Source organism: Paenibacillus sp. 1182, assembly GCF_017833915.1.
GTDB classification, from domain to species: domain Bacteria; phylum Bacillota; class Bacilli; order Paenibacillales; family Paenibacillaceae; genus Paenibacillus; species Paenibacillus polymyxa_D.
In genome coordinates this window covers 94,726-96,648 of the sequence record NZ_JAFICR010000020.1, presented here as the reverse complement: position 1 = coordinate 96,648, position 1,923 = coordinate 94,726, and the positions used below count along the sequence as shown (strand labels likewise).

The following is a 1,923-nucleotide window of genomic DNA, read 5'->3' as shown; positions in this document are numbered from 1 at the left end:
GCTACCGTTTCCGGTAGTTATCCCTGTCTTGTGGGCAGGTTGCCTACGTGTTACTCACCCGTCCGCCGCTAGGTTATTTAGAAGCAAGCTTCTAACTAACCCCGCTCGACTTGCATGTATTAGGCACGCCGCCAGCGTTCGTCCTGAGCCAGGATCAAACTCTCCATTAAAGACCAACCGAAGTTGGTTTATAGAAAGAGCGATAAGCTCATTTTGAAACTGACGAGATAAAAAATATCTCTTGTTTGATTTTGCGAACAAAACCATTTTACTCACTCGTTGTTCAGTTTTCAAAGATCAAACATTCTTTTCTGTTGATTAAGTTTATCGCTTCATCAACTCTTATATCGTATCATGTCCGAACCAACTTTGCAAGCATTTTTTAAAATCTTTTTTTGTAACACTCGCTCGCTATTGTATTTCTTGGCCGGAATTAGAGTATACCACTCTGAATATTTAAATGCAACCCTTTTTTAATGAATTGTTTTTACTATTTGTATTGTTGTAATGAGATCCTGTGTACTCCTGTACTTTTGCCCAATGGACTTAGTTACCGCATCTAAGAACGCCGTGAGATCCATTCATTCACCTATCTCGGACATGTGTGTTGCTATTACAACTCAAGTGCATATTCTGTTTTTTCTTTAATATTGATGATTTGACAAAGAAAGGATGGGTAAAAAAGATAAGGAGCTAGCAACAAACCATACGATGCAGCTTTGTTGCACGCAACTTTAGGTAATGATTAATTATAGCTATATAGAGGAGTAGATTTTCTAATGAAACAACGAAGGCGAACATGGACGAGAATTGTGTTTCTTATCATCTCTTGCTTACTACTTTTCGTGATCTCTGGATTTGTGTATGAGTGGATTGCATCCAAAAAGGATAAATCACAATACCCGCCTCCGGGGGAATTAGTCGATGCCGGGGGCTATCGACTTCATATTCGTAAACTCGGTAATGGCTCTCCGACAATATTGCTTGAATCAGGGAGTGGGGAAAGTAGCCTGTCCTGGAGGGATATTCCTGAAAAGCTGTCATCATTCGCCACTGTTGTATCCTATGACCGGGCAGGCTATGCCTGGAGCGAGGAGGCTGCTACTCCACGAACCGGGGAAAACATCGTTCGGGAGCTTCATCTCGCCTTAAAAAACGCAGACATCCAAGCTCCTTATATCCTGGTAGGCCATTCTCTCGGAGGGATGTACTCAAGACTGTACGCGCAGACCTACAAAGACGAAGTGGCAGGATTGGTTCTGGTGGATGCCAGGCCTGAGAATGACGCTCGCCGGACAAATGAGATCTATGCCAAAGAACGACCTAAGGTCAATCCCTCCCCGTTAATATCCATTCTCCTAGAAAAGTCAGGAGCATTTCGCCTGTTTCCCAATTTTATGCTAACGGGTCGAGTCGAATATCAAGATAGAAACTCTTTTGTGAATATTGTCGCTTCTTCTAAGTACTTTCGATCTGTTGCGGAGGAAGGTGATCTAGCAAGCACTACCGAAGATGCCATACGGGGACAGCATCTGGGCAACCTCCCTGTACGTGTAATTGCCCGGGGCGTTCAACAAGATTTGACTCAGTTCGGTATTAGTAAGCGCGGAAATGATCAGATCGAACAAAGCTGGCAAATGGGACAGCGCGAGATGCTTAACATCTCTACAAACAGCAAATTTATTGTTGCCAAGAAGAGCGAGCATATGATCATCCATGATCAACCGGAGCTTGTCATCCAGGTCATCCGTGAACTCATCACCGACACCAGTCATTTTCAGTCAACCATGTCTAAAGCATACACAGATGATTAGGGACTTTATATGTTAAGGACAGCATAAAAAAACAAAAGACGCCCGAGTTCCTTCTATATAAAGGAATCCGGGCGTCTTTGCTACCCTACACTATTCTCGTTGATTGATC

The 1,923-nt window shown here is 43.3% G+C and carries 1 protein-coding gene and 1 rRNA gene; one reads left to right on the top strand and one right to left on the bottom strand.

Annotated elements, in window-relative coordinates; genetic code table 11:
* Positions 1–170: ribosomal RNA gene (locus JOD82_RS27410) — 16S ribosomal RNA — on the bottom strand; the annotation flags it as partial.
* A 609-nt stretch (positions 171–779) separates the two neighbouring features.
* On the opposite strand from JOD82_RS27410, the gene JOD82_RS27405 reads away from it, so the two are divergent.
* A complete protein-coding gene (locus tag JOD82_RS27405; RefSeq protein WP_209950326.1) occupies positions 780–1,814 on the top strand; it encodes an alpha/beta hydrolase in 1,035 nt (344 codons plus the stop codon).
* The last annotated feature ends 109 nt before the right edge of the window (positions 1,815–1,923 follow it).

Bases quoted from the DNA above. Each gene is read 5' to 3' on its own strand.
- JOD82_RS27405 (WP_209950326.1), top strand. From the start codon at position 780: ATGAAACAACGAAGGCGAACATGGACGAGAATTGTGTTTCTTATCATC.